The organism is Acidisphaera rubrifaciens HS-AP3, assembly GCF_000964365.1.
Classification (GTDB): domain Bacteria; phylum Pseudomonadota; class Alphaproteobacteria; order Acetobacterales; family Acetobacteraceae; genus Acidisphaera; species Acidisphaera rubrifaciens.
This window is the reverse complement of record NZ_BANB01000581.1, coordinates 1-5,384: the sequence shown is the minus strand read 5'-3', so window position 1 is coordinate 5,384 and position 5,384 is coordinate 1. Positions and strand designations below refer to the sequence as shown.

Sequence of the window (5,384 nt, the reverse complement as noted above, 5' to 3'; positions counted from 1 at the left end):
GGCGCGCCGGCCGACCGGCCGGCGGCGGACGACGCGGCGCCGTCTTCTGCCCGCGCGATGTGGTGAACCGGAGCCTGCATCTGCATCGCCTCTGCTGCCTGCCCGGACTTACGCGCGGGCGTGCACATCCGCCCGGCCATGCCCGACGGCAGCCGGCCGCGCGCGGATGCTTACCAGAACGGAGGCCGGCGCGTCAGGTTGCGGCGCAGCAAACTCAGCCCGGCCGCGCACCCTCCGCCGCGCGCGACAGCGCCTCGGCAGTCCGGCCGAGGGAGTCGACCTCGCCGCTCAGCACCGCGAGCCGGCCCCGATAATCGATAAGGCTGCCCTCCAGCCCCGCCACGGAGCCGCGCAGGTCGCTGAGCGCCTCGCGCCACCCGGCCAGCGCCACGCGCTGCGCGTCCAGCGCCGCGAACAGGCTCGACAATGCGCCGTCGAGCGTCTGCGCGGGCGTCGCCGGCGACGTGGCAGGGCGAGCGGGAAACGGCACGATATCGCCCATCGGGGAGGGTCCTGGTTGCGAGCGTCGTTACCTTATCCGCGCCAATCCCAAAAATCGAGACGGATTTTTACGTGCCGTTAAGCTTTCACCAGTTGATGGAGGCGCCGAGCAGCCGAAGGACGAGCACGCCGATCAGCACGGCAATCACCACGGCGGTGAGCAGCCAGCGCAGCCGCATGTAGCCGCGCGGCAGCAACCCGCGTCGCGCCGCCCGCGCCTCGACCGTCGTGGTCGCGGCAAAGCCCAGGATGAGCAGAAGCAGCCCGCTCCAGTACGGCAGCGCGTCCGGCAGCAACAGCGCGAGCCACCCGATCAGCGCCGGCAGCACGCCGAGGGCGAGTCGCGCGCGCTGCGCGCCCGGCAGCGGCCAGGCGGCATAGGCGGTGGTGCTGCCGGGCTGCTCCGCCAGGGCCAGACCCCAATGCACCGCGCCGAGGAAGGACAGGATCACCGCGCCATAGGCATCGAGGGCGACCAGTCCCCGCGCGGCGGCCACCGGGTCCGCCCGGACCGAGAGCATCCCGGCGCCGAGGAACGGCAGCACGCCCGCAAGGCCGAGGACATAGGCCAGCGCCGGCACCGGCCGCGCCGAAAGCCCTGCCTCCGCCATCCCGTCCGACCGATACTGCATGCCCGTCCCCTTCCCTTTGCGGCGGCCCATCGCCGTCGCGTCGCCGCGTGGGACATGAAAGCTTGGTCCCCGCCGGCCGTCACGGCACAAGACAACGCGCGGCCACGCATGGTGGCCAAGCCATGGCCGCCGGCCGCATGATCGGGGCCGGGCGACAGGCGGAACCTACCCGGGACACGGCATGACGTTATGGATGGAGATCGCGGTCACGTTGCTGCTGATCGTGATCAACGGCCTGTTCGCGATGAGCGAACTCGCCCTCATTTCCGCCCGGCGGGCGCGACTGTCGGTGCTGGTGCGCAAGGGGGTACCCGGCGCCGTCACCGCGCGCCGGCTCGCCGACGATCCGCAGCTGTTCCTGCCGACCGTGCAGGTGGGGATCACGCTGGTCGGCATCCTGTCCGGCGTGTTCGGGGGCGCCCGCATCGCCGGGCATCTGGCGCAGGTGATGGCGCCGCTGCCCTGGATCGGGCGCATCGCGGGGCCGCTCGCGCTTGGCATCAGCGTCGTGACCATCACCTATCTCACGATGGTCGCGGGCGAGCTGGTGCCCAAGCAGCTCGCGCTGCGCCGCCCCGAACTGGTCGCCGCCCGCGTCGCGCGGCCCATCGCGCGGCTCGCCTGGATCACCGGGCCGGCCGTCTGGCTGCTCAGCGCGTCCTCCGCCCTGGTAATGCGCGCGCTCGGCCAGACGCGGGCGGCGCGCGAGACGGTCACCGAGGAGGAGCTGAAGGCGCTGCTAGCCGAGGGCACGGCGGCCGGCGTGCTGGAGGCCGAGGAGCGGGACATGATCGAGCGCGTCCTGCGCCTCGCGGACAAGCCGGTGCGGGCGATCATGACCCCCCGTACGGAACTCGCCTGGCTCGACCGCACCGACCCGCCGCGCGAGATCGTCGCCCGGCTGAAGGCGGCGCCGCACAGCCGGTTCGTGGTCTGCGACCGCTCGATCGACAACGTCGTGGGCGTGGTGCAGGCCAAGGATCTGCTCGACCGGCTGCTCGGCGGCGGGGAGCTGTCGCTGTCGGCGACGCTGCGCACGCCGATCGTGGTGCCGGACGCGGCGACGGCGCTCGACGCGCTGGAGCGGCTGCGCACGGACCCGCTCGGTCTGGCGCTGGTGATGGACGAATACGGCAGCTTCGAGGGGCTGGTCACCGCCGCCGACGTGCTGGAGGCGATCGTGGGCGAGACCTGGAGCGCGCCTCAGGTCGTGCCGGACGGCCAACAGGCGCCGGCGTCCAGTCCCGACGGCCCGCCGGCGGCGCTGGAGGTGGACGGGATGATGCCGGTGGACGACCTGAAGGACCGTCTCGCCTTGCCCGATCTGCCGGATGCCGGCAGTTATCACACCGCCGGCGGATTGCTGCTCGCGCTGCTGCGGCGGGTGCCGAGCGTCGGCGACCGGATCGCATTCGGCGGATGGCGGTTCGAGGTCCTGGCCATGGACGGCCGCCGGGTGGACCGGCTGAGGATCATCCGCGATCCGACCGACGGCTAGGCCCATCGCCGGACCGCCGGGCGGTCACGACTGACAGGAGTGCCGATGCCGTTCGTCCTTGCCGCCCGCCCCGGCGCCCCCGCCGACGCACGCGCGGCTGCGGCGGGCGGGAACGGCCAGCCCCGGACCGCCTGGCTGCGCACCCCGGCGGGCGGCGTGGCGGCGCTGATCCTGGTCACCCTGGCGCTGCGGCTGGTCTTCGCCTCCGCCCTCGGCCTCGGCATGGACGAGAGCTACATGGTGGCCGCCGGGCGGCACCTGCATCTCAGCTATTTCGACCATCCGCCGCTCGCGTGGTGGATGGCCTGGGCGGCGACGCATCTCCTCGGCACCGACGCGGCCTGGGCGGTGCGGCTGCCCTTCGTGGCGACGTTCGCGCTGAGCACGTGGCTGATGTTCCGGCTGACCGCGCGGCTGTTCGGCGACGACGCGGGGCTGTGGGCGGCCGCGCTGATGAACGCCGCGCCGGTGTTCGGCGTGACCGCCGCGTCCTGGGTGCTGCCGGACGGGCCGCTGCTGGCCGGCCTGCTCGGCGCGGCGCTGTGCCTCGTGCACGCGCTCGACGCGCCCGACGACGCGGCGGCGTGGCGCTGGTGGGCGGCGACCGGCCTGTGCGCCGGCCTCGCCCTCCTGGCGAAATACTCGGCGGCGTTCGTGATCGGGGGCGCCCTTCTCTATCTGGTGACGACGCCGGGGGGACGCGCCTGGCTGCGCCGGCCGATGCCCTGGCTGGCCGGCCTGCTCGCGGTCGCGGCGTTCCTGCCCGTGCTGATCTGGAACGCGCGGCACCACTGGGCCTCCTTCGCCTTCCAGGGCGGGCGGGCCGCCGGCAGCCATCTGCGCCTCGCCGGCCCGATCACGTCACTCGCGGGCGAGGCGCTGTTCGTGCTGCCGTGGATCTGGCTGCCGCTGATGATCTGCGCGCTGGCGGCGCTCCGGCGGGGCCCGGCCGAGCCGCGCGGCTGGCTGCTCGTCTGTCTCGGCCTGCCGACGGTCGCGCTGTTCACCGCCGTCTCGCTTTGGACCCGCGTGCTGTTCCACTGGGCGGCGCCCGGCTACCTCATGCTGTTTCCGCTGCTGGGCCTGCTGGTCGCGCGCATCTGGCGCGACAGCCGCCCGGTGCGTGTCCTGCTGGCGGCGACGGCGCTGCTGGTCGGCACGGGCGTGCTGGTTGTGGCGAGTGAGGTGCACTACAACTGGCTGCCGCTGGTGCTCGGGCATTTCGGGCCCGACCGCAACCCGGACCTCGACGCGGTGGACTGGACATCGGTGCGCGCCGACCTGGCGCGGCGCGGCCTGCTGACCCGGCCCGGGCTGGTGGTCGCCGCGACGCGGTGGTTCGACGCCGGCAAGCTCGACTATGCGCTCGGCGGCGAGCCGCCGGTGATCTGCCTCGGCAATGACCCGCGCGAATACGGGCTGACGGCGCCGCTCGCCGATTACGCGGGCAAGGACGTGCTGATCGCCGCGCCGCGCATGACGCTGGACTCGGTCGTCGCGAATTACGGCGCGCTGTTCGACACGATCGAGGCGCTGCCGCCCGTCGAGCTGCGCCATGCCGGGCGGCCGGCCCTGTCGATCCCGCTCTTTCTCGGCCACCGGCTGCACCCGCCGGCGGCAGCGCTCAGCGATCGATGAAGCGGTAGCGGAATCCGTCCGCCCCCTGCGTGATATGGCCGGCGACCGCGCCGGGGAAGTGGATCGGCAGCAGCAGCGTCGGCGTCCCGGCCACCTGCTCGAACACGCGGCGGCGCGACCGCGCGGCCTCCGCCGGGTCCCAGCAGAAGATGGTGGACCAGTCCGGCTCGCGCACCTGTAGCGCGTGATGCATCAGATCGCCGGTCACCAGCGCCTCCTGCCCGCCCGAGCGGATCGACACGCAGCAATGGCAGGGCGAATGACCCGGCGTCGGCAGCAGGCGGAACGTCTCGTCGAGATCGAAATCGTCGTCGACGAGCAACGCCTGCCCCGCCTCCACGATCGGCGCGCAGTTCATCCGGAAGACGTCGCCGCCGCCGCCCATCCGCGTCTCGCCCCGCGCCGTGCTCTCCTCCCACGCGGCGTATTCGCGGCGGTGGAAGACGTATTTCGCGTTCGGGAAAGTCGGCACCCAGCGGCCGTCGCGCAGCGTCGTGTTCCAACCGGTGTGGTCGATGTGCAGATGCGTGCAGAACACGTAGTCGATCGCCTCCGGCGTCAGCCCGAGGGCGCGGAACCCGTCCGCCCAGGGCTGCGGCGAGAAATCCATCGGCGGCGGATAGCCTTTGTGCTCGCCGGTGCAGGTATCGACGAGGATCGTGTGCCGCGGCGTGCGCACGACATAGGTGCGGTAGGTGATGAACATCTTGCCGCTGGCGGGATCGAAGACATAGGGCGGCAGCTCCGCCAGATGCCGGCGGGCGGTCGCCGTGTCGCAGGCGGGGAACATCACCTCCGGCTCGCGCCACGGGCCGTCGCGCTCGACGATGCTGTCGATCGTCACCTCGCCTATGCGCAGCTGCCGCATGACCGTCCTCCCCGCTTTTGCTGTCCGGACAAATCATAGTGGACGCGACGGGCGCCCGGTAACCCGCCGCCCCGCATGGCTCCGCCGCCGTCAGCCGATCGCAAAGCCCGCGAGCAGCAGATAGCCGATCCCGGCGAGCGCGATATGCAGCACCAGCACCGCGTCCGCCGGCCGGCGCCGGCGCAGGGCGGCGATGCCGAGCACGGTGCCGGCGGCCAGTCCCGCCGCGAGCAGCCAGATCGCATCC

At 72.9% G+C, this 5,384-nt stretch carries 5 protein-coding genes; 2 read left to right on the top strand and 3 right to left on the bottom strand.

Going from position 1 to position 5,384, the window contains the following annotated elements; genetic code table 11:
• Positions 1–214 precede the first annotated feature (214 nt).
• Positions 215–502 (bottom strand): hypothetical protein, encoded by a 288-nt coding sequence (locus tag B8460_RS14975; RefSeq protein WP_048862412.1) that lies wholly within the window; start codon positions 500–502, stop codon positions 215–217.
• An 85-nt stretch (positions 503–587) separates the two neighbouring features.
• Positions 588–1,133, bottom strand: coding sequence for a DUF3429 domain-containing protein (locus tag B8460_RS14970; RefSeq protein WP_158322887.1), 546 nt, complete (start codon positions 1,131–1,133; stop codon positions 588–590).
• Between the two features lie 193 nt (positions 1,134–1,326).
• On the opposite strand from B8460_RS14970, the gene B8460_RS14965 reads away from it, so the two are divergent.
• Positions 1,327–2,631 carry a hemolysin family protein gene (locus B8460_RS14965; protein ID WP_373855909.1) on the top strand — a complete coding sequence of 435 codons (1,305 nt, stop codon included), beginning with the start codon at positions 1,327–1,329 and terminating at the stop codon, positions 2,629–2,631.
• 45 nt (positions 2,632–2,676) lie between these two features.
• Positions 2,677–4,269: a glycosyltransferase family 39 protein gene (locus B8460_RS14960; RefSeq protein ID WP_048862409.1), complete on the top strand. Its 1,593-nt coding sequence runs from the start codon at positions 2,677–2,679 to the stop codon at positions 4,267–4,269.
• On the opposite strand, the gene B8460_RS14955 is transcribed toward B8460_RS14960, so the two are convergent.
• Positions 4,256–5,137: an MBL fold metallo-hydrolase gene (locus tag B8460_RS14955; protein ID WP_048862408.1), complete on the bottom strand. Its 882-nt coding sequence runs from the start codon at positions 5,135–5,137 to the stop codon at positions 4,256–4,258. The two genes, B8460_RS14960 and B8460_RS14955, sit on opposite strands and share 14 nt — an antisense overlap.
• Positions 5,138–5,384 lie beyond the last annotated feature (247 nt).